The organism is Anoxybacillus tepidamans PS2, assembly GCF_000620165.1.
Classification (GTDB): Bacteria; Bacillota; Bacilli; order Bacillales; family Anoxybacillaceae; genus Anoxybacteroides; species Anoxybacteroides tepidamans_A.
The window spans coordinates 13,061-37,113 of the sequence record NZ_JHVN01000012.1 but is presented as its reverse complement, the minus strand read 5'-3'; the positions used below and the strand labels follow the sequence as shown (position 1 = coordinate 37,113).

19 protein-coding genes, 1 pseudogene, 1 riboswitch and 1 other annotated feature are annotated in these 24,053 nt (G+C 44.5%); of the genes and pseudogenes, 6 read left to right on the top strand and 14 right to left on the bottom strand.

Annotated elements, in window-relative coordinates:
- Positions 1–41 precede the first annotated feature (41 nt).
- The gene (locus tag N667_RS0110840) at positions 42–1,316 is read left to right on the top strand and encodes a helix-turn-helix domain-containing protein (RefSeq protein WP_232223958.1); all 1,275 of its coding nucleotides are present in this window, start codon (positions 42–44) and stop codon (positions 1,314–1,316) included.
- 208 nt (positions 1,317–1,524) lie between these two features.
- On the opposite strand, the gene N667_RS0110830 is transcribed toward N667_RS0110840, so the two are convergent.
- The 8 genes and pseudogenes from N667_RS0110830 to N667_RS0110795 all read right to left on the bottom strand — a co-directional run bounded on the left by N667_RS0110830 (position 1,525) and on the right by N667_RS0110795 (position 8,449).
- Positions 1,525–1,830, bottom strand: coding sequence for a rhodanese-like domain-containing protein (locus N667_RS0110830; protein ID WP_027409590.1), 306 nt, complete (start codon positions 1,828–1,830; stop codon positions 1,525–1,527).
- Between the two features lie 74 nt (positions 1,831–1,904).
- Entirely contained in the window at positions 1,905–4,322 is a 2,418-nt protein-coding gene (leuS, locus tag N667_RS0110825; RefSeq protein WP_027409589.1) for a leucine--tRNA ligase, read from the bottom strand.
- 79 nt (positions 4,323–4,401) lie between these two features.
- Positions 4,402–4,629 (bottom strand) — a binding site (T-box leader).
- Between the two features lie 131 nt (positions 4,630–4,760).
- Complete coding sequence (locus N667_RS0110820; RefSeq protein ID WP_027409588.1) at positions 4,761–5,342, bottom strand: metalloregulator ArsR/SmtB family transcription factor; 582 nt, start codon at positions 5,340–5,342, stop codon at positions 4,761–4,763.
- 101 nt (positions 5,343–5,443) lie between these two features.
- Complete coding sequence (locus tag N667_RS0110815; RefSeq protein WP_027409587.1) at positions 5,444–5,740, bottom strand: MFS transporter; 297 nt, start codon at positions 5,738–5,740, stop codon at positions 5,444–5,446.
- A 229-nt stretch (positions 5,741–5,969) separates the two neighbouring features.
- Complete coding sequence (locus tag N667_RS0110810) at positions 5,970–7,148, bottom strand: RNA-guided endonuclease InsQ/TnpB family protein (RefSeq protein ID WP_027409586.1); 1,179 nt, start codon at positions 7,146–7,148, stop codon at positions 5,970–5,972.
- A 102-nt stretch (positions 7,149–7,250) separates the two neighbouring features.
- Positions 7,251–7,796, bottom strand: a pseudogene (locus N667_RS18600) (MFS transporter); the annotation flags it as partial.
- A gap of 210 nt (positions 7,797–8,006) precedes the next feature.
- Positions 8,007–8,174: a hypothetical protein gene (locus tag N667_RS0110800; RefSeq protein WP_027409585.1), complete on the bottom strand. Its 168-nt coding sequence runs from the start codon at positions 8,172–8,174 to the stop codon at positions 8,007–8,009.
- 11 nt (positions 8,175–8,185) lie between these two features.
- On the bottom strand, positions 8,186–8,449 hold the full coding sequence (locus N667_RS0110795; protein WP_027409584.1) for a YtzC family protein: 264 nt from the start codon (positions 8,447–8,449) through the stop codon (positions 8,186–8,188).
- A gap of 153 nt (positions 8,450–8,602) precedes the next feature.
- Between N667_RS0110795 and N667_RS0110790 the strand changes: the two genes are divergently transcribed.
- Together N667_RS0110790 and N667_RS0110785 are read left to right on the top strand one after the other, a co-directional pair.
- Entirely contained in the window at positions 8,603–9,556 is a 954-nt protein-coding gene (locus tag N667_RS0110790) for a TIGR01212 family radical SAM protein (RefSeq protein ID WP_027409583.1), read from the top strand.
- Complete coding sequence (locus tag N667_RS0110785; protein ID WP_027409582.1) at positions 9,553–10,125, top strand: class I SAM-dependent methyltransferase; 573 nt, start codon at positions 9,553–9,555, stop codon at positions 10,123–10,125. Before N667_RS0110790 ends, N667_RS0110785 begins: the two co-directional genes overlap by 4 nt.
- An 86-nt stretch (positions 10,126–10,211) precedes the next feature.
- Here the strand turns inward: N667_RS0110785 and N667_RS0110780 are convergent, their stop codons facing one another.
- Both N667_RS0110780 and N667_RS0110775 read right to left on the bottom strand, forming a co-directional pair.
- Complete coding sequence (locus N667_RS0110780; protein ID WP_027409581.1) at positions 10,212–11,279, bottom strand: tetraprenyl-beta-curcumene synthase family protein; 1,068 nt, start codon at positions 11,277–11,279, stop codon at positions 10,212–10,214.
- A 23-nt stretch (positions 11,280–11,302) separates the two neighbouring features.
- A complete protein-coding gene (locus N667_RS0110775; RefSeq protein ID WP_027409580.1) occupies positions 11,303–12,100 on the bottom strand; it encodes an alpha/beta hydrolase in 798 nt (265 codons plus the stop codon).
- 91 nt (positions 12,101–12,191) lie between these two features.
- Here N667_RS0110775 and N667_RS0110770 point away from each other — a divergent pair, with 91 nt between their 5' ends.
- Positions 12,192–12,707 carry a gamma carbonic anhydrase family protein gene (locus tag N667_RS0110770; RefSeq protein ID WP_027409579.1) on the top strand — a complete coding sequence of 172 codons (516 nt, stop codon included), beginning with the start codon at positions 12,192–12,194 and terminating at the stop codon, positions 12,705–12,707.
- 140 nt (positions 12,708–12,847) lie between these two features.
- Positions 12,848–13,690 carry a C39 family peptidase gene (locus N667_RS0110765; protein WP_027409578.1) on the top strand — a complete coding sequence of 281 codons (843 nt, stop codon included), beginning with the start codon at positions 12,848–12,850 and terminating at the stop codon, positions 13,688–13,690.
- On the opposite strand, the gene asnB is transcribed toward N667_RS0110765, so the two are convergent.
- Together asnB and metK are read right to left on the bottom strand one after the other, a co-directional pair.
- Complete coding sequence (gene asnB, locus N667_RS0110760; RefSeq protein WP_027409577.1) at positions 13,687–15,585, bottom strand: asparagine synthase (glutamine-hydrolyzing); 1,899 nt, start codon at positions 15,583–15,585, stop codon at positions 13,687–13,689. The genes N667_RS0110765 and asnB overlap by 4 nt on opposite strands.
- Positions 15,586–15,783: 198 nt before the next feature.
- Positions 15,784–16,992: a methionine adenosyltransferase gene (gene metK, locus N667_RS0110755; protein WP_027409576.1), complete on the bottom strand. Its 1,209-nt coding sequence runs from the start codon at positions 16,990–16,992 to the stop codon at positions 15,784–15,786.
- 162 nt (positions 16,993–17,154) lie between these two features.
- A riboswitch (SAM riboswitch) is annotated at positions 17,155–17,270 on the bottom strand.
- A 211-nt stretch (positions 17,271–17,481) separates the two neighbouring features.
- Between metK and pckA the strand changes: the two genes are divergently transcribed.
- On the top strand, positions 17,482–19,068 hold the full coding sequence (gene pckA / locus N667_RS0110750; RefSeq protein WP_027409575.1) for a phosphoenolpyruvate carboxykinase (ATP): 1,587 nt from the start codon (positions 17,482–17,484) through the stop codon (positions 19,066–19,068).
- A 342-nt stretch (positions 19,069–19,410) separates the two neighbouring features.
- Here pckA and N667_RS0110745 read toward each other — a convergent pair whose 3' ends face one another.
- Complete coding sequence (locus N667_RS0110745) at positions 19,411–22,041, bottom strand: DUF2309 domain-containing protein (protein ID WP_027409574.1); 2,631 nt, start codon at positions 22,039–22,041, stop codon at positions 19,411–19,413.
- Positions 22,034–23,542 carry an NADH dehydrogenase subunit 5 gene (locus N667_RS0110740; protein ID WP_027409573.1) on the bottom strand — a complete coding sequence of 503 codons (1,509 nt, stop codon included), beginning with the start codon at positions 23,540–23,542 and terminating at the stop codon, positions 22,034–22,036. The genes N667_RS0110745 and N667_RS0110740 overlap by 8 nt, the downstream gene beginning before the upstream one ends.
- Between the last annotated feature and the right edge of the window lie 511 nt (positions 23,543–24,053).

Below are 24,053 nucleotides of genomic sequence, written 5' to 3'. Positions count from 1 at the left end.
ATTGATTTTCTCAATACAAAAAAAGGGGTTGGGCATTGCATATGTACATTTTAAGGGATAATATAGAAGTAAATATGGGAGCGATTATCGCAATTAATCGCCAACAGCAAGGCATTACGCAAGAAGAGCTGTCAAAAGGAATATGCTCAGTTCCTTATTTAAGCAAACTCGAAAACAACAAGATTGTTGCAAATCAGGAAATCGTTGCGATGTTGCTCGCAAGGCTAGGACTCAGCTACGAAAATATCATCTCCGAACAGAGGCAGTTCAACGAGGAGATTTTGTCGTGGTATCAGTCAATCATTGATCGTGATACTGAAAGAGCTGATCACTATGCCAACATACTTCCAGAAAAAGTTAAATCTATCGAAAATATCAATCTCATTATTAATTACAAACTAACTCTATTACGTTATTACCTTTATAAGAAGCAACTGACTTCAGCTTTAGAATTGCTCGAATATTTTGATGAGATAAAAGAAAAGCTTTCAAACGGGCAGTTGCTTTATTTCTATTGTTTTTACGGCATTTATTTATGCCTTCACCAACAATATGAAGACGGGATTAAAAAGTTCGAAGCAGCTAAAAACATCAGCGATAAAATGCGCTACACGGAACCTGAGCTAATTTATTATTTAGCTCTTACTTACTGTCATTTACGTCGGCCTTCGCTAACATTAATATACGGCCATCGAGCGCTCGAACTATTCAATTCCTCTTCGCAGTATTTAAGAAGCATTGATTGTCAGCTTGCCATTGGTATTAGTTATGTATTTATTCGGCAATTCAACCAAGCCGAACATTACTTTCACAATATTCTAAACATCGCCCGATCATTGAATTTAACAAACATCATTGGAAAAACTCTTCACAACCTTGGTTATTTACATACAATAAAAGGCGATCGGCAAAAAGCGATCGACTACTATTTAAAAAGCTTAGACTATGAGAAAAATGAACTTGAATATTTAACAACTACGTATCACCTTGCTAACGAATATGCTCTATGTAACGATATTCCATCCGCGATCAAGTGGATTTCAAACTCTATTGCAAAGCTTGGGGAAATAAAAATTGCTGAACATCTTACGCATAAATTCCATTGTCTCTATTTGGAGATACATAAAAAAGAAGAAGAATTGCAGAAATATCTTGAAGATGTCGTCATTCCGTTTTTTGAACAAACGTACGATTGGCTTTATTTAACGGACTGTTACGAAAAACTTGCGGATATGTATGCAAAAAAATTTTTATATAAAAAAAGCAGCTATTATTATCAATTAGCTAACAAAAAAAGAAAACAATTTATTATTTAAAAGGAGGAATGTCACTATGAAAAAAATGATTTTAACTTCCATCCTTGCGATGGTGACAGTGTTGGGGGTTGGGTTGGCTGCATCAAACACAAGCCCTTCAGTAACCCCTAACGTTATCTTCCCAGATTATTGATCTAAAACTTTCAAACGACATTTAGGCTGGTCGCAAAAAGTCGCTCAACCGACTTTTTGCGACCAGCCCCTTTTTTTATTGAACGTCTCCATCCCACGCCAGCATGCCGCCAACCATATTGCGTACTTTATAACCCATCTCTTGTAAATAATAACAAACGTTGCCGCTGCGCGCTCCCGAACGGCAGATAAAAATGTATTCCTCATCCTTATTGAACTCATTCAATCGATTCGGAATATCGCCCATTTTAATGTGTTTTGCGCCTGGAATCATGCCTTGTGCTACTTCTTCATCTTCACGCACATCTACTAAATTTAAGCGTTCTCCTCTTTCTAGCTTTTGTTTAAGCTCTTCCGCTGTAATTTCTTTAATTTCTTCCATGACACAGTCTCCTTTCTTTTATCAATATAGTCCCCCGCCTAACGGGCAGCGGGGGATAGACTCATTCGACTCAATTAATTCGCGACAATGTTTACTAATTTTCCTGGAACAGCGATGACTTTACGCACGGTCTTTCCTTCGATTTGTTCTTTAATTTTCTCGTCTTCCATCGCGATTTGCTCGAGCTGTTCCTTTGAGGCGTCGACTGGTACATGTAATTTCGCACGCACTTTACCGTTTACTTGTACGACGATTTCCACTTCATCTTCGACGAGTTTCGCTTCATCATAAGCCGGCCATGCTTCATAGGCAATCGTATTCGTATGCCCAAGCTTTTCCCATAACTCTTCGGCAATATGCGGGCAAACTGGAGACAACAATTTCACGAACCCTTCCATATATGCTTTTGGCAGAACAGGCGCTTTATACGCTTCATTAATGAATACCATTAATTGCGAAATCGCGGTATTGAAACGAATCGCCTCGTAATCCTCAGTTACTTTTTTCACTGTCTGATGGTACACTCGCTCAAGCGTATCACCTTCTGCCTGATCGACGATTTTCGGATTGAGCTCGCCGTTTTCTTCAACGAATAAACGCCAAACGCGGTCCAAGAAGCGACGGGCACCATCGAGACCTTTTGTCGACCAAGCGATCGACGCTTCAAGCGGCCCCATGAACATTTCGTATAAACGCAATGTGTCGGCGCCATGGCTTTCAATAATATCATCCGGATTGACGACGTTGCCTTTCGATTTGCTCATTTTTTCGTTGTTTTCACCAAGAATCATGCCTTGATTAAACAGTTTTTGGAACGGCTCTTTCGTTGGCACGACGCCGATATCGTATAAAAATTTGTGCCAGAAGCGAGCATACAACAAGTGAAGCACCGCATGCTCCGCACCGCCAATATAGATATCTACAGGCAGCCATTTTTTCAATTTTTCCGGATCGGCCAATTGCTCGCTGTTGTTCGGGTCGATATAGCGCAAGTAATACCAGCAGCTTCCCGCCCATTGCGGCATCGTATTCGTTTCGCGGCGGCCTTTTTTCCCTGTTTTTGGATCGACGACATTCACCCAATCTTCAATATTGGCAAGCGGCGATTCGCCTGTTCCAGATGGCTTAATTTCGTCTGTTTTCGGAAGCACAAGCGGAAGCTCTTCTTCCGGCACTGGCGTCATCGTGCCGTCTTCCCAATGGATGATCGGAATTGGTTCGCCCCAATAACGCTGGCGGCTAAATAGCCAATCGCGAAGGCGATACGATACTTTCTTTTCGCCTTTTCCGTTTGCCTCGAGCCATTCGATCATTTTCTTAATCGCTTCTTCTTTATTTAACCCATTCAAAAACTCAGAGTTGATATGCTCACCGTCACCTGTGTACGGTTCTTTTGTTACATCGCCGCCGGCGACGACTTCCTTAATCGGCAAGTGGAATTTTTTCGCAAATTCATAGTCGCGCTCGTCATGCGCCGGCACTGCCATGATGGCCCCTGTGCCGTAGCTCATCAACACATAGTCAGCGATCCAAATCGGCAATTTTTCCCCGTTTACTGGATTAATTGCATAGGCGCCTGTGAATACACCTGTTTTTTCTTTCGCCAAATCTGTGCGCTCAAGGTCGCTTTTGCTTTGAATTTGTTGTAAATATGCTTCTACTGCCTCTTTTTGTTCAGGCGTCGTAATTTTTTCGACGAGCGGATGCTCAGGAGCAAGCACGGCGTAAGTCGCGCCAAATAACGTATCTGGGCGAGTCGTAAAGACGGTGAACGTTTCATCATGCCCATCAATCGCAAAATGGACATGCGCTCCTTCTGAACGGCCGATCCAGTTGCGTTGCATTTCTTTAATGCTCTCTGGCCAATCGAGTTCTTCTAAGTCTTCAAGTAAGCGATCCGCATACGCCGTAATGCGAAGCATCCATTGTTTCATCGGCTTACGGATCACCGGATGCCCGCCGCGTTCGCTTTTTCCGTCTATAACTTCCTCATTCGCCAAAACCGTTCCAAGCGCTGGGCACCAGTTGACAGGCACTTCGTCGATATACGCTAACCCTTTTTCGTACAGCTTTAAGAAAATCCATTGCGTCCATTTATAGTAATTTGGATCAGTTGTATTTACTTCGCGATCCCAGTCATAAGAAAAGCCTAACGATTTAATTTGGCGGCGGAAATTATTAATGTTTTTCTCAGTAAATTCGGCTGGATCATTTCCAGTGTCTAATGCGTATTGCTCAGCCGGTAAGCCAAACGCATCCCATCCCATCGGATGAAGCACGTTATAGCCTTGCATGCGCTTCATGCGCGCCAAAATATCAGTTGCTGTATATCCTTCTGGGTGACCTACATGGAGACCAGCACCAGACGGATACGGAAACATATCCAATGCATAAAATTTTCGTTTCGCATCATCTTCCGTCGTCTTAAACGTTTTATTTTCTTCCCAATACTTCTGCCACTTCTTTTCAATCTCACGGTGATTGAAACTCATGTCGTGTCCTCCCATCCTTCTCTTTCTATTTCACAAGTGTTAACAAAATAGAAAATAAAAAAACCTCGCGCCCTTCCGTACAAGGGACGAGAGGTTGAACTTCCCGCGGTACCACCCTAGTTAGCGCACAAAAGCATGCGCTCGCTCGATTCGTTAACGCAGATTCACGGCGGACATTACTCGGCATAAAGCTGTTCACATCCGCAACTCAAAGGCGAGTTCATGAACAAACATCGGTTGACTCGCACCGACCGTCAACTCTCTGCATTCCGTTTTGTTCATTACTATTCCTTTTCACCGTTATTTGGCAATATTTTATTATAATCATTATTTTAAGAAATTTATTGCTTCGTTGCAAGTGTCATCCAAATAATTCATTACACTGCATGCTGTTTTTCATTATATGAGGAACTTTTTCAATTGCTATCTCGCTCTCCCTTATTCAATCTTTGCCCACATTTCTTCCGGATTCAGCTCGTAAATTCCGTTTTCACGATACATATAGTTGTTAATAATAAATTCTCGTCGAATCGTAGCGTAATCATCATAAAATTTTTTGATATACTCGTTCAACTCTTTTTCTCCGTATTTTTTTCCTTTTTGCAGCCCTTTTAAAATGTGCTCAAGCACAATTAGCTTCTTTTTCCGCTGCGCCGGAATATGTTTCAGCCGCCCGTCATTCGCAAAGAAATTGTCAATCACCTTTTGCCGTTCAGCCATAAGATCCTTTATCTCCTTTTTCACCTCGTCTTGTTTAGATAAATCCATTAAAGCTGATGCATAGTGCTTTATAACCGATTCGTTTAAGTAAAAATAAATCGTATTACCGTCGCGGCGCTCGTACACCGCGTTCACTTCGCGCAGCTTGTGCAAATGATGCGTAATCGTCGGCGGCGTCAAGCCGAGCTTGCCGGCAATTGCTTGCCCGTGCAGCGGTCCTTCCGCTAACAGCTTAATGATGCGTAGGCGCGTCGGATCACCTATCGTTTTAAAAAAGCTGACTAATCGGTTTAATTGCATAGGTGCTCCCCCCAAAAAATTTGATAATCATCTAATTAGATATATATCGAACTATACGATGATTGTCAATAAAAAGCACTCGGATTGATTCCGAGTGCTTTTTACATCATCCCTACCGCTTTCTTTTTTGCTTTTCGTTCACCGCTTAACTTCCGATCGTAAATGGAAGTCGTAAAAACGGAAATAAGAAGGAATACAAGCAGCAAAGCGAGCAAACGTTTCATACCAGCGGCATCAACAACAAATCCGCCTAGAACGGGGCCAACCATTCGACCGGCCGTTGCCGTGCTGTTCACAACCCCTTGGTAGAAACCTTCTCTTCCTTGGGGAGCCAATTGGCTAGCTACAGCCGGAATGGCCGGCCAAACAAGCATTTCAGCAATTGTCAGCACAACCATCGCGGCAACAAAGTGCCAAAATGAGCTCGCTTGCCATAAAAATGAACCTCTCCCACCTACATTTCATTTAGAGGTGGGAGTTTCTTACCACTCGATCGAAGAAGCTTCAACGCAGAAGAAGGCGGTCTTCTCCGGCTCGATAGGAATACCGGAAGCCTTCTCGACCGATTCAGTAAGCAACATCGGCCTGTCACCGATGGGGCGGTCCGACCCGTCTACTACTTCTTGCTTAGGCAATCCGTAGATACGTGAGCGTCGTTCGCATATCCCACAGAACGATCTGTTGATGGATCGCCTTGCTCAAAATGTTGCGGGCGCCATGAATGTCCCGATGTTCTTGATACCCGCAAGAACAGGCAAAGATTCGGGTGGAACTTTTTCTTCTCTTTTGGCAGACAGGACATGTCTGACTTGTATACGATTCATCAATTTCTTTCAGACGAATGCCTTGTTGGGCTAGTTTGTAAGCCAAATATTGCTTCACTTTTCCGAATGACCAGTTGGAGAGTTTTTGCGCCTGCTTCCGGTGCACTTTCTTTTTCTTTCTCGTGTGTCGCTCGACTCCTTCGACATTTCCGATGTATACGTCGGAAACAGATTGAGCGAGGCACCAATCGACGAATTGCTTGGTCGTTTTATGAAGCGCATCCCGCAGCTGGCGTTCGGATTTGGATAGGAGATATCGTTTGGCTCGTTCATACTTCTTCCATCTTCGGGAGCCTTTTTGGCATTTGGATTGCCGTCGTTGAATGTCAGCCAATTTCTTGTTTCGCAACCGATGAAGCGAGCGCACCTTTCTCCCTGTAATCAAGAGCGCTTGACCGTTTTCGCAAAAGGCGCCGATCGTATGGATTTCACCGAGATCGACACCGACGGAACGGCCCGGTTGATACGCTTTCGCTTCCCGACCGTCGTCGTAGGTGATGGCCAAATACCAACCGTGGTTATAACAACATTCGATTTCCTTGATCGTTCCTTTGGGTAAGCGGGAGACATGGACGAGGATCGGTTCTTCTCTTTTTCCACCATGGATGCCCATCGATAACGCAATGGTTCCATTTTCGTACACTTTGAACCCATCTTTCGCCCATTTCGTGTTGAAAAATTTCTTTTGTTTGTATGGGTAGCGAGCATGGTGAAGTCCTTTTTGAATAGCGGCTTGTGCCGATTGTCGCGCGAAGAGATATTGGTGGCAAACGGCTTGGATCGACTGGCTGTGGAGATGGAAGCGGCCTTTCGTGTGCTTTTGCAGTTCGCTTTTTGAGATGCGGCGGCCGTATTGAAGGAAATAGTCTTTGGCGAGCCGGAGGCACTCATTCCAAACGCGAGCTGACTCTCGGTTGCAGGTCCATAGCCGTTCGAGATCCCTCTTGGAGGCACGAAAGGCGACTTTTTGACCGCGGAGCATCGTGATTCCTCCTTTCATTACAACTTGTCTAAGGTAATTATAGCACATACGTTCTGTTTTAGGAAGAAAAACAGCCGATTCATCCCCCACCTACACTTCGCTTAGAGGTGGGAGACTTCTCGGTAGGTATGTTAAAATAAAAAATAAATCATACATAAGAGAGTTCGCCACAAAAATCCAATCGAATGAATACGATGCGATCCATCCCCCTAGCGCTGAACCGGCCGCTACCCCTACGTTTTGCGCCACATATATCGCGTTAAACGCTTTTCTTCCCCCTTCCGGCCAAACAGCACCTGCATAGGCGTTCATAACAGGAAATACAATTCCTGCTCCCAATCCAATAATAGTAAGAAAAATTGGGTAATGAGGCCAGCCGTGAAAAAAAATGAGAGAAACAATCGCTGCAAGCGTCGTCGCAGCACCCATCATCAACGTACGAAAGCCGCTCCACTTATCAAATAGCACGCCCCCTAATAAATTGCCGGCAATCGTTGCAGCAGAATTTAACATCAACACGATCCCTGCTACCGAGAGCGGTTTATGTAACTCGTCATGAACATAAATGGCATTTAAAGGCCATAAAAAAGAAGCCCCTGTTACGTAAACAGCCATTCCAATCATTAACATCCAAAGAGCGCGGGGCATATATTTTTCCTCCTTAAATTATTTCGAGTCCCAAAATAAATTGTAATCATTTTCAAAAAGAGACGCAATATGAAAAATAAAAGTACTGTCTCCCGGACATATAAATATAAAATTGCAATCATAACAGCTCAACTGACACGTTCAAAATCGTGAAAACACTTAATATAAAAAAGAGCTTCCCTAAATCCGATTAGGAAGCTCCTTGAAACGCTACTGCTCGATATGCTGCTTTGATTTTTGCGGCTGCCCGCCAGTTTGCTCATACGCTTTTTTTGACTGTTTGATCGGATCGAAATCCGTTCCCAACTCGATATCGTTATTATTGATTCCATTTCTTGTTTTTTGTTCCGGATTGTTTTGCTTCGAACGCTTTTTCATAGCGTCCTCCTTTAATGATCCAACAAAATCATGTCATTTTGCAGCTGCTCAAGCTGCAAACGCATCCGGTGAAGCTGTTCACGTTGTTGGGCGTTACAACTTAACGCCAAGTGCGCCAATTCATTCACGGCCTCCTCCAGCCTTTGTTGAGCATTCGTGTATTCCGTATCGTTATAATGCTCTTGTCTTTGCGCTTCATTATATTGCTCTTGCGCATAACGAATAACATCTTCGCAATGCTGCAAAAATTGTTCGACTGATTGCCGCGTCGCCATTTTTGTTCCCTCCAGCTCAAAAATAGTCGTTTCCCTTTTAATGTGCATTATTTGTGATTTCTTTATGACGTCAATGATTGGAAGCAGTCGATTTTTTAGATAAATCGTGCTACAATGCTGAAATGATGTAACGCAAACAAAGGGGGAACTTCCATGAACCCATTTCCATATAGCAACGATCAGAAACGTTATCATACGTGGAACTACCATTTGCGGCAAACGTTTGGACATAAGGTGTTTAAAATCTCTTTGGATGGCGGCTTCGATTGTCCAAATCGCGACGGCACAGTGGCATATGGAGGATGTACATTTTGCAGCGCGGCTGGATCCGGCGATTTTGCAGGCGATCGCGCCGATGATTTAGTCACGCAGTTCCATACGATTAAGGAAAAGATGCATAACAAATGGAAAGAAGGAAAATATTTAGCGTATTTTCAAGCCTTCACAAACACGCATGCCCCGGTCGATGTGCTGCGTGAAAAATACGAAACCGTTTTAAACCTTGAAGGTGTCGTCGGCTTATCAATTGCCACTCGCCCCGATTGCCTTCCGGATGATGTCGTCGAATATTTGGCGGAATTGAATGAACGAACATATCTCTGGGTGGAGCTTGGCTTACAAACGGTTCATGAACGTACCGCACTCCTTATTAATCGCGCTCATGATTTCGACTGCTACGTCGAAGGAGTGAATAAACTCCGCAAGCACGGCATTCGTGTTTGCACCCACATCATCAATGGGTTGCCCCTTGAAAACTACGATATGATGATGGAAACGGCGAAAACGGTCGCCCGCTTGGACGTACAAGGCATTAAAATTCATTTATTGCACTTGTTAAAAGGAACACCGATGGTAAAACAATACGAAAAAGGATTACTTCAGTTTTTATCGTTCGATGAGTACATTCACCTCGTTTGCGATCAATTAGAAGTGCTGCCTCCGGAAATGATCATCCACCGCGTCACTGGAGATGGCCCGATTGACTTAATGATCGGCCCGATGTGGAGCGTCAGCAAATGGGAAGTATTAAACGCCATCGACAAAGAATTGAAACGGCGTGACAGCTATCAAGGAAAATATTATAAAAAGGAGTTGAAAGCAATATGAAGCTTATGCGCATTCTCCCATTTGCCCGCTCGCTCATCGATTTAGCTGTTAAAGAAGGCGACATCGCGGTCGATGCAACAGTTGGCAACGGACATGACACCCTTTATTTAGCAGAACGAGTCGGAAAAAAAGGACATGTTTTTGGATTTGACATACAATCCGAAGCGATTGAAAATACCGCCAAGCGCCTGCAAGAACATGGAATGCTTGAACAAGTAACATTATTTCAGGCGAGCCATGATAAGCTGATCGAGAAAATTTCGGCACACTATCACGGACGCATTACTGGCGCCATCTTTAATCTCGGCTATTTGCCAGGGGGCGACAAACAAATCGTCACGAAACCGGAATCCACCATTCGAGCGATAGAACAACTATTGCACATTCTAGCTCCTGAAGGCATCATCGTCTTAGTCGTTTATCATGGACATCCAGAAGGGGCGATCGAGCGGGACGCATTGCTTGAATATGTGCAAACGCTAGACCAAAAACAAGCTCACGTACTGCGATATGAATTTATCAACCAAATAAACCATCCACCTTTTATTATTGCTATTGAAAAACGATGAACCTTCCCCACCTACACTTCGCTTAGAGGTGGGAGACTTCTCGGTAGATATGTTAAAAGGCTGTTCTGCTAGCAACAGCCTCTTTCTTATTTCCCCCATTTTTGCCATGCTCGATACATGCGGCTATTCCAGTAAAAAAAGAGGGAAACCGCACCGCCGCAGCGGATCAATTGTTTAGCCAGCCTGCGAATGTGGCGCTGTTCGGTCACCTTGCGATCCGATAAATATAGCCCTAACAGCCCGCGATGAATGAGGCGATGAAATGCACCGTGCGGCAGCTCATCTACATGGCGATCCGCCTCTTCAATAAAATGGCAAAAACGCTCATACAAAACCGAATCGTTTGGATAATAAAAGCAAAAGTTTAAATCCCCGCCTACCCGGTCTTCTTCTTGATCAATAAAGTAATCGAGCAAAATGTGCAATCCTTGAATATACGGAAAATAACCGTTGCGTACGCGCCTTGCCATTTCTTCATTAAATGAATCGGTAAACGCGTAAGCGACTAAACAAAAAATGCCTAATGTCGAACCGGAACACGCCGAGAATTCGTACCATTCCATCGGCGGGAGATTTTGTTTATGTTGTTCAAACCATCGTTCGAGGCGCGGTACTCGCTCCTCTTGTTTCACATGCTTATGTACTTGCAAGTCGCAATAATAACCCGCTAGTTCCGCTAATAACGGAGCAATAATTTCATAATGCTTCACTTGTTTCAACACATTTTGACACGTATAAACGAGTTCATGAAGATATCCTCCATCATTTTGTTCGTTGCGATGGCGGTAATAATTTACGGGAATTGCATCGATCCGCAAAGCATCCGGCATTGAGTCGTGCAACGTCCGAAAGTCAAGCGGGTCGAGCGACGTGCTTCGGTCACATAAATTATCAAGATAATCGCTAATGGTCTGGTAGGCGACAATAAAGCGGATGCAGGCGTCGATATTCGCCTCTGCCAGCAGCGCCAAAATAGCTCCTCCCTCGCAATGAAACGTTTTCGTTTCAATGCTGGCTAACGCTTGCCTCCGCAACTCCGGATCGGGAATAGCGCTCGCTTTTTGTTTCCAATACGCCAACTCGCGGTGCACGATTGGAAATACATTGCGATACACTTTTTTCATTAGAGAAATCGGATGTGTAGGAATACTCAACAAGCTCACCCCAACTAGTACCGTTACAATGATTTTTGTAGCTGCAACTGCGTTTCTAAAAACGTCTTTGCATATAGAAATACATCTTCTCTCTCAGGTTCATTGAAGATTTCATGATATAAGAAATTCCACTCTTTATACACCTTTTCCGATATCGGTAAATTGTCAAACCATTGTTTGACAATCGCTTTATCCACAATTTTATCGTCTCCCCCTTGCATGAGCAACAATGGAATGTCCGAAAACTTAGCGATATTTCGATGGGCAAGTTGCATTGCCTTAATAAGTTCACGATACCAGCGGACAGACACTTTTGTCACATAAAGTGAATCGTTTTTATCCATCTCACGCACTTCTTCATTTCTAGTCGCTACTTCTACTGACAATCCCGAATCAAATAGCATGGACGGAGTCACATAATTTAAAATTCTCGATAATAAATCGAGTCCTTTCGCTGGATATGTAACTAATCCTAAACATGGGGAGGAAAGGATGGCTCCGCTAATCGGAAGACGTTTTTCTTGCAGCGCTCTGATTACAATAAGACCGCCCATGCTATGGCCTAGCAAAAAGATAGGAAGATGAAAATCTTTCGCTGCTTGAATCCAATCTTCTACTTCATTGATATATTCGTCAAATGAATGAATGTGTCCTCTTTTTCTTCTTGTCGTCGTTCCTTGTCCCGGCAAATCCCCCATTACCACATGAAAACCGTTTAAACGAAACATTTCAGTCAGCCATTTATAGCGGCCATGATGCTCCGCCGCGCCGTGAACGATGACAACAACACCTTTTGCCTCATCTGCTTCCCATTTCCACATAAAAAGTCCCCCTTTTACATTTACGAATATAAAAAAAGTTTGTACACTTATAGTAAATACATACTTTGATTTAAAAGAAAGGAAGAAACGAATGATCTATCCTTATAATGGTAAACACCCGCAAATTGCCGAATCCGCGTTTATTGCTGATTATGTGACTGTTACCGGCGATGTCATCATCGGCGAAGAAACGAGCATTTGGTTTAACACCGTCATCCGCGGTGACGTCGCTCCAACGATCATCGGCAACCGCGTCAATATTCAAGATAACTCGATTTTGCACCAAAGTCCAAACAATCCGCTCATTATCGAAGACGATGTAACGGTCGGACATCAAGTGATCTTGCATAGCGCCATTGTCCGTAAAAAAGCATTAATCGGCATGGGATCGATTGTTTTAGATGGTGCGGAAATTGGTGAAGGGGCGTTTATTGGCGCCGGCAGCCTTGTTCCCCAAGGAAAAAAAATTCCGCCGCGCACCCTTGCCTTTGGACGTCCAGCCAAAGTCGTGCGTGAGCTGACAGAAGAGGATGAAAAAGAAATGGAGCGCATTCGCCGCGAATATGTCGAGAGAGGACAATACTATAAATCGCTGCAAAAGCGGTAACCGTGCAAAGCTATTCTTTCTTTTTGGCTGTATGAACTTCGTTTTTATTTATAAAAAAGTTCTATTTACGTATTTTGATCATATAAACACAATTATATGTTTAGTATAACGAACGATCTCAAAAAGCAAGGGGGCACAATATGTCGTCTATTTTATCATTTCTATTGGCCGCCCTCCTTCTGGGAATCATTGTATATTTCATGAAATCGATGTGGAAGGTAGCCATTGTTTCTTTTTGCATGGCCATTCTTGTTATTCCGCTGCTGTTAAATCAAGAAATTAAGACAGTTATCGAAAAATGGAAGCATTCGGATTTCATAAAAGAAGAAGCAAAGCTGCGCAGAGTTGTTTCCGAGTTTGTGGGTGAAGAAATAAAACCGTTTGTATTGCTTGATGTTCCAATCATTTCTCAGCTTCCGGAATTACCGCGAGGATGTGAAGTAACAAGCTTGGCGATGCTGTTAGAGGATGCAGGCGTCAAAGTTGATAAACTTATGCTCGCGCAACAGATTAGAAAAGATCCAACACCGTTTCAGCGCCGAAACGGAAAAGTGTATTTTGGAAATCCGCACGACGGGTTTGTTGGCGATATGTATTCACTTACAAAGCCAGGGCTCGGCGTGTATAATGAACCGATTGAAGAACTGGCTAAAAAATATTTACCGAACAAAATCGTTAATTTAACAGGCAGCGATTTTAGCGAGTTGCAGCAATATCTCTCAAACGGTTCACCGATTTGGATTATTACAAACAGCACATTCAAAAAACTCCCGGATTCAGCATTCCGCGATTGGGACACACCGAGCGGACCAATCAAAATCACATATTATGAGCACTCAGTTGTCATCACTGGGTATGACAATGACTACGTTTATTTTAACGATCCGCTTACAAGCGAAAAAAATAAAAAAGCGCCCAAGGCCGACTTTTTAGACGCTTGGACGCAAATGGGAAGACAAGCAATTACGTATCAATCAAATTAGATTGATAACGGTTGTTTGTCTTTTTTGTATAAATGGGAAAAGTCATATTTTTTTTCAACATATACTTGATGCCAAATTAGAAAAGCAAGGACCGTCCAAATTTTCCGGCTGTGATCAGCTTTGCCTGCGCAATGCTCATCAAGAAGGCGATATAGCTGCTCTTTATGGAATAAATGGTCTGTACCGCTTTCCTTGATGAGATTTTTAGCCCAATCGTACATTTCGTTTTTCAGCCAATGGCGAATTGGCACAGGAAAGCCAAGTTTTTTCCGGTGTAGCACATGGTCTGGAACAATGCCTTCTGCTGCTTTCCGCAAAATATATTTCGTCGTGTTATGGGCAGTTTTCCATTCAGGAGCAATTTTTGCTGCCACTTCAAACACGGCTTTATCCAAAAACGGAACACGCAATTCTAAAGAATGCGCCATTGTCATTTTATCCGCTTTTAACAAAATATCGCCGCGCAGCCATGTATGAATATCTACATATTGCATGCGGTTCACTGGCGGATAATGAGTTGTCTCTTGATAAAGAGGATGCGTAATCGCAGTATAATCCAACCCGCTGCGGTAGTCTTTCAGCAAGCAGCGTTTTTCTTCTTCGCTATACATCTTCGCATTGCCGATATATCGTTCTTCCATTGGTGTTAAACCGCGTTCAATAAAGCTCTTTCCTTTCACCCCATCCGGAAGAATACGGGCAATCGCTCGCAAAGCAGATTTGGCCGCATCAGGCATTCGTTCGAAGATTTCTAGCGACTGTGGCTCGCGATAAATATTATAGCCTCCAAACAACTCGTCCGCCCCTTCGCCTGAAAGAACGACCGTCACATGCTTTCTCGCCTCCCGCGCCACAAAATAAAGCGGCACAGCGGCAGGATCCGCAAGCGGGTCATCCATATGCCACATAATTCTCGGTAACTCGTCCATATATTCCTGCGGCGAAATGACATAACTAATATTTTCAACACCTAGTTTTTCAGCCGTTTCTTTCGCCACGTCAATCTCGCTAAAGCCTTCCCGCTCAAAGCCGACAGAAAATGTTTTAATGCCTGGATGGAATTGTTTTGCAATAGAAGCGATCAGTGATGAATCAATACCTCCAGATAAAAATGATCCAACCGGCACATCGCTGCGCATATGCACTTTCACAGAATCAAACAACACGTCGCGAATTTGTTTTACAAGCTCGTCTTCCGATTGAACGAGCGGATGGAAATTTGCTTTCCAGTAACGATGGATCGTCAGCGGTTCGCCAATTTTCTTTTGAATGTAATGACCAGGCTCTAATTTTTGAATCCCCACTGACATCGTCATCGGCTCAGGGACATATTGGAACGTTAAATAATGTTGTAGCGCTTCATAATTCAGCAGTTCATTTTCGAGTGCATGTAAAATGCTTTTTTTCTCGGAAGCAAAAAACGTGCGACCGTCTTGTTCCATATAGAAAAATGGCTTAATGCCGAATGGATCGCGCGCCGCAAAAATCGTTTTTTCCTCTTTGTCCCAAATGACAAAAGCAAACATGCCGCGAAGCTTTTCAACCGCTTTCTCTTTCTCAGCGCTGTATAAGGCGATAATGACTTCCGTATCGGAATGTGTCGCAAATTCGTAACCTTTTTCCAACAATTCATCGCGCAACTCGATGTAGTTGTAAATTTCACCGTTAAAAATAATCCAATACCGCTCGTTTTCATACGATAGCGGTTGGTGTCCAGCTTCTAAATCGATAATACTGAGACGTCTGAAGCCAAAATTGACGTGCTCATCAAAAAAGTATCCATCGTCATCGGGACCGCGATGTGTAATCATATCATTCATTTCTTCAAATGTTTGCTTCCACTGTTCATCAATTGGATTTGGATGGTCATGAATACAACCAATAAAACCGCACATGCCGTTTCACCTACTTCATTATATTCAACTCGAAAATTATATCATATATTTGTCCATTTGAAACGTTACATTTATTTTAACCATTGGTTACAATAAATTAGTCGAAGCCGGCAAAACATTCGTTTCACCCAATCCATAAATAGGGCGCAAAAAAGAAAGAGAGTTACATAAAGATGCAACTCTCTTTTCCATTCTTCATTACTTCGCCAACGCCGAAGCTTGTTCTTTTAACGCTTCCGCTTTGTCTGTGCGCTCCCAAGGAAGATCGATATCTGTGCGTCCAAAGTGGCCGTAAGCAGCCGTTTGCTTGTAAATTGGACGGCGTAAATCTAACATTTTAATAATTCCGGCTGGGCGAAGGTCGAAGTTGTTGCGCACCACTTCAATTAAAATATCTTCTGACACTTTTCCAGTGCCGAATGTGTCGATCGAAATCGATACAGGCTTCGCTACACCGATCGCATAAGCCAATTGTACTTCACATTTCTCTGCAAGACCAGCCGCAACGATATTTTTCGCCACATAGCGAGCCGCATAAGCTGCCGAGCGGTCAACCTTTGTCGGGTCTTTTCCAGAGAACGCACCGCCACCATGACGAGCGTAGCCGCCGTATGTGTCAACGATGATTTTGCGTCCTGTTAATCCTGCATCCCCTTGAGGACCGCCGATAACGAAACGGCCTGTTGGGTTGATAAAGTATTTTGTATTTTCGTCGATCAATTCTGCTGGAACGACCGGTTTAATAACGTGTTCTTTAATATTGCGAACGATTTGCTCTTGCGTGATTTCCGGATGATGTTGTGTAGAGACAACAATCGTGTCGATGCGCACTGGTTTTCCATTTTCATCGTACTCAACTGTCACTTGCGTTTTTCCGTCTGGACGCAAATAAGGGAGAATGTCCTCTTTGCGAACTTCCGCTAAACGGCGAGCTAATTTATGTGACAACGAAATCGGAAGCGGCATCAACTCTTTCGTTTCGTTGCAAGCAAAACCAAACATTAATCCTTGGTCGCCTGCGCCGATCGCTTCGATTTCTTCGTCAGTCATCTGACCTTCGCGCGCTTCTAGCGCCTTATCAACCCCCATAGCAATATCTGGAGATTGCTCATCAATTGACGTTAAAACTGCGCACGTATCAGCGTCAAAACCGAACTTCGCACGAGTATAACCGATTTCACGAATCGTATCGCGGACAATTTTCGGAATGTCTACGTACGTTGATGTCGTGATTTCCCCACTCACTAATACGAGACCAGTCGTTACGCTCGTTTCGCATGCTACGCGGGCGTTTGGATCTTTCGCTAAAATCGCATCTAAAATCGCGTCGGAAATTTGGTCGCAAATTTTATCAGGGTGGCCTTCTGTAACAGATTCAGAAGTAAATAAACGGCGTTTGGCTGACATTCTTTCGTTTCCTCCTCTTTATTGTTCATGTTCGAGAGACGCCGTCCTTGCGCCTCTTATCGCTGAAAAATTGATACGGCACTCATTTCCCCGCTTCTATAAACGAAAAAACCTTTCCTTCGATGTCGAGGAAAGGTGATTGTTTTCATATCGCGCCTTTCACTCTTATCGTTCAAGGGCTCTGCCTTGCCACAGGTTAGCACCATTTCACATGTACAATTGTTGTGACGGTTGCTGGGTTTCATTGGGCCTGTCCCTCCACCAACTCGGGATAAGAGTAACCGTTCAATATGTTATCTTATCTTAAATAATAAAGAAAAGTCAACAAGATTCGGCAAAATTTTTTATATGCTAATTTCCATATTAGTTTGTAACAAAATGGACAAAAATAAAAGCAAAAAATTACGCTAAATAGTATGGAATATTTATTTAAATGTGTTATACTATTTTCAAGGTTATAAATCAAAAACAAAAAGGTAGGTTTTGTACATGAGTACTGTTGACGTCACAAATAAATTAGCGGTGCTACTGCAACAGCAAAATATACAACAAAATTTATCTGTTCCACAGCTAGTAGAAAAAATTTTAGCGCGTAAAGAAGGGGTGCTAACAGCAACTGGCGCTGTTGCCACAACAACGGGAAAATACACAGGACGTTCTCCTAAAGATAAATATATCGTAGAAGAAGCTTCAACAAAAACAAAAATTAATTGGGGAACAGTAAACCAACCAATTTCAGAAGAAGCTTTTGATAAATTATACAACAAAGTTCTTGATTATTTAATGACTAAAGAAGAAGTGTTCGTATTTAAAGGATTTGCAGGGGCCGATCCAAAATACCGCTTGCCAATCCAAGTAATCAATGAATTCGCTTGGCATAACCTGTTCGCCCATCAGCTCTTTATCCGTCCGACGCAAGAAGAATTGCAAACACATGAAGCGCAATTTACGGTCATTTCCGCTCCAAACTTTAAAGCGGACCCTGCGGTCGACGGAACGAAATCCGAAACGTTCATCATTATTTCGTTTGAACGCCGCATCGTATTAATTGGCGGAACGGAATATGCGGGCGAAATTAAAAAGTCGATCTTCTCGGTTATGAATTACCTTCTCCCAGAGCAAGATATTTTATCGATGCACTGCTCGGCGAACGTTGGCCAAGAAGGCGATGTCGCGCTCTTTTTCGGGCTTTCCGGAACAGGAAAAACAACGCTTTCTGCTGATCCAAAACGCCGCTTGATCGGTGATGATGAGCACGGTTGGTCAAGTAGCGGAGTGTTTAACATCGAAGGCGGTTGTTATGCAAAATGTATTAACCTTACTCGTGAAAAAGAGCCGCAAATTTTTGATGCGATTCGCTTCGGAGCGGTACTTGAAAATGTGGTTGTTGACGAAAATACACGCATTCCGAACTATGATGATGCGGCGCTTACAGAAAATACGCGCGCAGCGTATCCGATTCAATCGATCGATAATATCGTTGACCCTAGCATTGCTGGTCATCCGACAACAATTATTTTCTTGACAGCAGACGCGTTCGGCGTGCTTCCGCCAATTAGCAAATTGACAAAAGAACAAGCAATGTATCATTTCTTAAGTGGCTATACAAGCAAATTGGCCGGTACAGAACGCGGCATCACGTCTCCGCAAGCCACGTTCTCAACTTGCTTCGGCGCTCCGTTTTTGCCGCTTCCAGCGACTCGTTACGCGGAAATGCTCGGCAAAAAAATCGACGAGCACAACGTGCAAGTGTTCTTAGTGAACACAGGATGGACGGGCGGCGAATACGGTGTCGGTAGCCGCATGAAGCTGCAATATACACGCGCGATGGTGCAAGCCGCACTTGAGGGCGAACTTAACAACGTTGAAACAGTGAAAGACCCGATCTTCGGCCTTGAAATTCCAGCGCACGTTCCAGGTGTACCTGACGAAGTATTACTGCCGAAAAACACGTGGGCTGATCAAGAAGCATACGAACGGAAAGCAAAAGAGCTTGCTGAGAAGTTCCGCGAAAACTTCAAAAAATTTGCGAACATCGATCCAAACATCGAAAAATTGGGTGGACCAATCGCCTAAAGACAATAAGGGTGTCCCAAAGACAACGGGACATCCTCTTTTACTATATATACAAATATGCTTCTCTTGCTTTCTTCATAATCAAACCGTGTTCATTTAACATACCTACCGAGAAGTCTCTCACTTCTTAACGGCGTGTAGATGGGGGAGCTTCATTCGCCAATCAATCGAAATTCATCCGCCGATAAATTTCCGCGTAGACGAACAAATAGTGGCACTATTTGCTCTATTTGATTGCATAACCATTTCTACAGCACGTACGTAACCGGCAATTTTATTACACAAATTCATTTTCTCTATAAAAACCGCTTGTCGAAACAATTCAACAAGCGGTTTTCATCGTCAAAGCATGGATGGCTCCCATTTAATCCATTCTCCGTTATCCGGATCAATCGAAGCAAGACGAAGCCAACTGTTTTTAACTTTTTGATAAAATGATGCATCGGTGCGAAGCAAGTTCTCAATATAATGCCGCGGCGCTTCGATAACAACAAGTAAACGAAGCGGCGAATGGAACAATTCCCGATCGGAGGAGGCGACTGACTGCCACGGTAATCCAGCAAGCAAGTCGCTTGCATTTCCTTGCATAATACCGATACCAGCTGTGACTGTCTGCGTCGTTTTGCTGCCGCTTCCGTAATAGTGCGGAACGACGGTGGAGGCGTAGTACTGCAAATTAATCCATTGGCCAACAGTCGCCGGACCAGCGATAATGTTGGCGAGGATTTCGCCCGTTGGATCCTCCCGCCAATCGTAGCTGTGTAAAAATACTCTTCCATCTAAACGGCTATATTTCGTCAGTTCGCGACGACCGATTAAAAACGCAGCGTTTCCAGCTAGCCCCCATTCCGGACGAATTTCGCTCCAATCAACAGCGCGACGCTGTGCGTCAGACACTGGATCGCTCGGCTTTTCGCCGACGTGCGGCAGTTTTGTAGACCGCTCGTTGTTCGCCATGCGACTTACTTCTGGGAGCACGCTTTCTACCATGCTAAAGGCGTTTTGTGCTCTCTCGGATAACGATGGCACTTCAAGCCAGCGAAGCTCATCGACCGTCGTAATATGTTCAGCGGCCACAAATACCGTCTCATCCGGAATAACAATCCCTTCTTTAGCAAGCCCTTGGCGCACTTCTTGTAAATTGCAAAGCGCAGCAAACACGCGGGCGTTAAACGCACCTGCTGCCCCGCCGCATGCCCCGCAATCGAGCGACGAAGCGTATGGATTGTTCACCGTCGCGCCTTCATGACCGCATACGATAACCAATGGGGCAAACGATGAGGTCAATCCAATGCTGCTAAGCAGTTGTTTAACGTACTGAACTTGCTCCTCTGTGGAGAAGCCGACCGGCAAACCAGAAGTATCTGATTGCCCCTGGCGTTCCAACGACAATACCGTCTGCGGTTTTTTCTCGACCGTCTCTTCCACTTCGCGAATCCAATGACCAGCCTGCAAAGGAGCGATGCTGCGCGCAATTGTATGCAGTCCAAGCCAAGATCCGCTCATTTCTGGAAGCAATAAACTGGCTAATAAATGTTGTTTCACTTTTTTAAATATGTGTCCGACAAAGCGGAACACATTGCGTCTTTGCCGATAGGAAGCAACGTGTTCCGGTGCAGCTAATTCGCAAATTTCCTGCTGCGGTTCAACAATCACTGGACACGACGGGTGGGTGTGATGGCTATCAAGTTCGCGCGTTCGGATTGGCAATCCGAAAAAGCCGGCACAGCCGTACGTTTCAAATGGTCCCGCCTGTTCAATATATCGGCGAAACGGCTCGGACCGGACATCGATGCAAAAAAGAAATTGAGCGACAGGCTCCTGCTGATTTTCAGGGCAATTCGACATCATCGCTTTCTTTAGTTGTTCTTCATACGTTTCTTCCCACGCTTCCAACCAAAGCTGGTAACGACCAACTCGCCAAAAGCGGTCAGCGAATGTTAAACGGGCGCCTTGTTCTTCCGATTTCAACTGTCGCCATTGTGTAACCGTCATGTCTCCCCAATGGATCCAGGCAGCTAATAATGGAAGCACATCAGAGGTACCTTTGTCATTGTTTATTGTAAAATCTAGCGGCAAATGCGGTGCAGCAAATGCCCATTCAAGTGAGAGACGAATTGCTAAGTAATCTACTAGCAACGCAACACCCTGGCCCGCTTGCCGAGAACGCCATAACAACATACCAGTCCATCCAGGCAAGGCGAGAAGATGCGCTTCAAGATAGTGTAATATCTTCTCCTCGTCAACGCCAAGGTATGATAGGGCGCGCTGCAATGCTCGTTCTGGATCATCTGGCCAGTCGGAAAGCCGCTTGCGCTCTTCTTTCGTCAACGCTGGATCATAGTTTGCTAACTGTCGCCAAGCGCCGAACAAACCGCGATCCCGAAACGGCAGCTCCCAAGCCGACTGTCCTTCATCTAAAAATAGTTTGCACCATTTGATCATTTGTTGGTCAAGCCGACGACCTTGCTCGCTATCGCGTGCACTGGCTGGCTGAATAGCCGAACGACGCCAAGAAACAACGGATTCTGACATTTCCGAAGCCAATTCGATCAAGTCAGAGGAAGCGAGCCATTCGGCTGGCACCGTTTCGTTCCAAAGAAGCGAACGGCACAATTGTTCCGCTTTATGGCGCGACACTGGAAGATGCTGTTCATCAATCCAATGCTGCAATCGGCTTTCAAGAAGTTCTGCAGCGATTTCTCCCTTAGCGTGCGCTGCGAAGAAGGATGCCATCGTTGGATATAAATCAATGCCCTGCATCTGCTGAAACCGGTCCGCCACCTCTGAAAACGGCAAATGTTCAAGTCCCATCCATGGATGACGGGCGATGAACGTGGAAATTGGCCAGAGCGGAGCAATAACTGCGCTCGCCTGTTCGACAATCTCCTTTATCGGCCGTTCCACTATAGAAATTCCTTTTCGTTTCTCTTGTTCGCGCGGACGTTCAAGTGAAATCGCGTGTTTACTCATCGATAGCTCCCCCCTTCATATAAACATTCAAATAGTGCGGATGTGGTTCGACAGCCGATAAGCGTGGCTCGCCAAAATGAACAAGCCACATATAAAAGCGGACAAACAGTCTGGACGAACGATTTCGGACAAGCCAGAGAATGGCTATGGCCGCAACCACAAACAACGAAAACGCCAACCATTCGAGCGCAGACGGCGGCACCTTTCCAGACGGTAATGCTCCTTGAATTAACATCGTCAAGCGATGTCTTACTCCTTCCGAAATAAGCGCCATCACCGCAACAGCGGCCAATCCAAGCCAACGTCCTTCGCGGAAATCAGCAAGCCGCCCCCATGCCACTGTTATCGACGCTCCCAAAAGTAGAGCGCTGAAAAGACGATTTGGTTCTTCAGGCGATATGAGCCAAAATTGTACTCCTATCGCTAAACCAAGCAAAGCGCCACCCCACCAAGATCCGACCGAAGACGGACGCACTGCGCGTCCCGGGCGCGGCACGACAGAACCAGACTGCAAAAACAAAGTGGCTTTAAACAAACCGTGCAAAATCAGATGAACCACCGCTGCCCCATAAGCGCCGAGCGCGCATTGAACAAACATTACGCCCATTTGCGCCATCGTCGATGCCACTAGCTGCCGTTTATAATCAACTTGCACAAAGCTAATACCCGTACCGAGCAGAACAGATACAAAGGCGATAATAAATAGTAGCACATGCGCCTCAATATTGTTAAACAATGGAGAAAAACGCGCCAATAACAAGCCTCCCGCATTGACAAGACCAGCGTGCATCACCGCTGATACAGGCGTTGGCGTCACTGCTGATTCGAGCAGCCAGCGATGAAACGGCCATTGCCCAGCTGGAATGATAGCAGCGAGCAAAAGCAGACTGTTCATCGTTAGTTTCTCCGAAATGCTAAGATTGCCAACATGTGACGGAGATAAAACGAACGACAACTTCCATTCACCGAAAGCCGCCCAGAGCCACACAGCCGTACCCGCGATCGCCAGCCAACTGATGAGAAACATCGTTCCCATTTGTATAGCAACCGCCCTTGATGGTGCCCATTCCTTTTTCAACCATGTCAAAGCAACAAGACCGACGAACGGCATTCCCCAGCAAACAGCGACAATGCGCAAATCATTGCTGCTCCATATCGTAGACGCGGCAACCGCCGTCCATGTTAACAGCCAAAAATAGTGCCGGTATGCGCGATCGCCATGCAAATAACGTATTGAAAACCGCTGGATCATCCAACTAAGCATCGAAATATAGAAACCCATAAGCCAGCTCAGACCGTCAAAGCGCCAAGGGCCTATTTCCACCCCTGCTCCGGCTCCGATCCAGCCGATGAGCGCTGCGGCCGCCGGCAGTAATAGCAAACCGACATGAGTGTACACATAACGTTCTCGGATGCGTGGATGCAAAAACATAACGCTGCTGACTAGCACAACGACGAGTGCAGCAAACCAGATCCATACAAATAATTCGTGCAAGACCATGTTCTCCTCCCCCTTCTCATCACGCGCATCATTTCCTAAATTCGGAAAGAAAAGAAAAAACCGGCTATGTCATTGAGGCAACACCGCCTTTTTTGCATCAAAAGACGGCACGCTGCCAATCAATTCCCCATAGCCGGTTTATCTTCATCCAACCACTCTCTTAACAGATGGTTGCGAGATCTCCCGTTTTTTTTATAGTTCGGTTTCCCTTCAACAAGCCTAGGTGAATTCCACCTTAGCTTTTGAAGAGCTCCCTTTATAAAAAGATATGCGTATGTTCCGATATTTTAAGTTTGCTTTAATTATACAACAACTTGATCAATATTTCATCTTTTATTTTAGAAATTTATTGTTTTGGTCCTTTTTTCACATCAATAATCATCTGTTTCTTTTATTTTTATGCACCATCCAATCATTCCGCCTAGACAAAAAAGATTTGTTCGAATTGATCAACCTTTTTCGTGTTCCTATATTACACCGCTAGTCCGTTTTTCATTGTACATCCGGTATT

Bases quoted from the DNA above. Each gene is read 5' to 3' on its own strand.
- asnB (WP_027409577.1), bottom strand. From the start codon at position 15,585: ATGTGCGGTTTTATTGGTTGTATTCATGACCATCCAAATCCAATTGAT.
- leuS (WP_027409589.1), bottom strand. From the start codon at position 4,322: ATGAGTTTCAATCACCGTGAGATTGAAAAGAAGTGGCAGAAGTATTGG.
- N667_RS0110765 (WP_027409578.1), top strand. From the start codon at position 12,848: ATGTCGTCTATTTTATCATTTCTATTGGCCGCCCTCCTTCTGGGAATC.
- N667_RS0110785 (WP_027409582.1), top strand. From the start codon at position 9,553: ATGAAGCTTATGCGCATTCTCCCATTTGCCCGCTCGCTCATCGATTTA.
- N667_RS0110795 (WP_027409584.1), bottom strand. From the start codon at position 8,449: ATGGCGACGCGGCAATCAGTCGAACAATTTTTGCAGCATTGCGAAGAT.
- N667_RS0110810 (WP_027409586.1), bottom strand. From the start codon at position 7,148: ATGCTCCGCGGTCAAAAAGTCGCCTTTCGTGCCTCCAAGAGGGATCTC.
- N667_RS0110745 (WP_027409574.1), bottom strand. From the start codon at position 22,041: ATGAGTAAACACGCGATTTCACTTGAACGTCCGCGCGAACAAGAGAAA.
- N667_RS0110740 (WP_027409573.1), bottom strand. From the start codon at position 23,542: ATGGTCTTGCACGAATTATTTGTATGGATCTGGTTTGCTGCACTCGTC.
- N667_RS0110815 (WP_027409587.1), bottom strand. From the start codon at position 5,740: ATGGTTGTGCTGACAATTGCTGAAATGCTTGTTTGGCCGGCCATTCCG.
- N667_RS0110800 (WP_027409585.1), bottom strand. From the start codon at position 8,174: ATGAAAAAGCGTTCGAAGCAAAACAATCCGGAACAAAAAACAAGAAAT.
- N667_RS0110770 (WP_027409579.1), top strand. From the start codon at position 12,192: ATGATCTATCCTTATAATGGTAAACACCCGCAAATTGCCGAATCCGCG.
- metK (WP_027409576.1), bottom strand. From the start codon at position 16,992: ATGTCAGCCAAACGCCGTTTATTTACTTCTGAATCTGTTACAGAAGGC.
- N667_RS0110830 (WP_027409590.1), bottom strand. From the start codon at position 1,830: ATGGAAGAAATTAAAGAAATTACAGCGGAAGAGCTTAAACAAAAGCTA.
- N667_RS0110840 (WP_232223958.1), top strand. From the start codon at position 42: ATGTACATTTTAAGGGATAATATAGAAGTAAATATGGGAGCGATTATC.
- N667_RS0110775 (WP_027409580.1), bottom strand. From the start codon at position 12,100: ATGTGGAAATGGGAAGCAGATGAGGCAAAAGGTGTTGTTGTCATCGTT.
- pckA (WP_027409575.1), top strand. From the start codon at position 17,482: ATGAGTACTGTTGACGTCACAAATAAATTAGCGGTGCTACTGCAACAG.
- N667_RS0110820 (WP_027409588.1), bottom strand. From the start codon at position 5,342: ATGCAATTAAACCGATTAGTCAGCTTTTTTAAAACGATAGGTGATCCG.
- N667_RS0110790 (WP_027409583.1), top strand. From the start codon at position 8,603: ATGAACCCATTTCCATATAGCAACGATCAGAAACGTTATCATACGTGG.